At 74.7% G+C, this 364-nt stretch carries 1 protein-coding gene; it reads left to right on the forward strand.

Features of this window, described 5'->3' with window-relative positions; all coding sequences use genetic code 11:
* Window positions 1-326 (forward strand): sigma factor-like helix-turn-helix DNA-binding protein (locus VR44_RS21470; protein WP_045949189.1); only part of this gene is annotated, 326 nt, incomplete at its 5' end.
* Window positions 327-364: the final 38 nt, after the last annotated feature.

Below are 364 nucleotides of genomic sequence, written 5' to 3' on the forward strand. Positions count from 1 at the left end.
AGCGGACCCAGCCCCACGACCTCCCCGGATTCGAGGACGGGATCGCCCTCGCCGAACTCATGGCCGCCATTCCCACCGAGCGCCGCGAGGCCTTCGTCCTCACCCAGCTCCTGGGCCTGGGCTACGCGGAGGCCGCGACCGCCATCGGCTGCCCCGTCGGAACCGTCCGCTCCCGCGTGGCCCGGGCCCGGCTGAACCTCATCGCCCTCCTGACGGACACGGACCCGACGACCACCGCGTCCGAACCCCGGCCCCGCGTCCCGGCACAGGCCGTTCGCGGCACCCACGAGGCCCACGATCGCGTCCTGACGGCAACAAGGGCCTGATGCTCGCGTCCTCGCGCCCACCCCGCCCACCCCAGCGC

Origin of the sequence: Streptomyces katrae (assembly GCF_000966975.1) — a bacterium.
GTDB classification, from domain to species: domain Bacteria; phylum Actinomycetota; class Actinomycetes; order Streptomycetales; family Streptomycetaceae; genus Streptomyces; species Streptomyces katrae.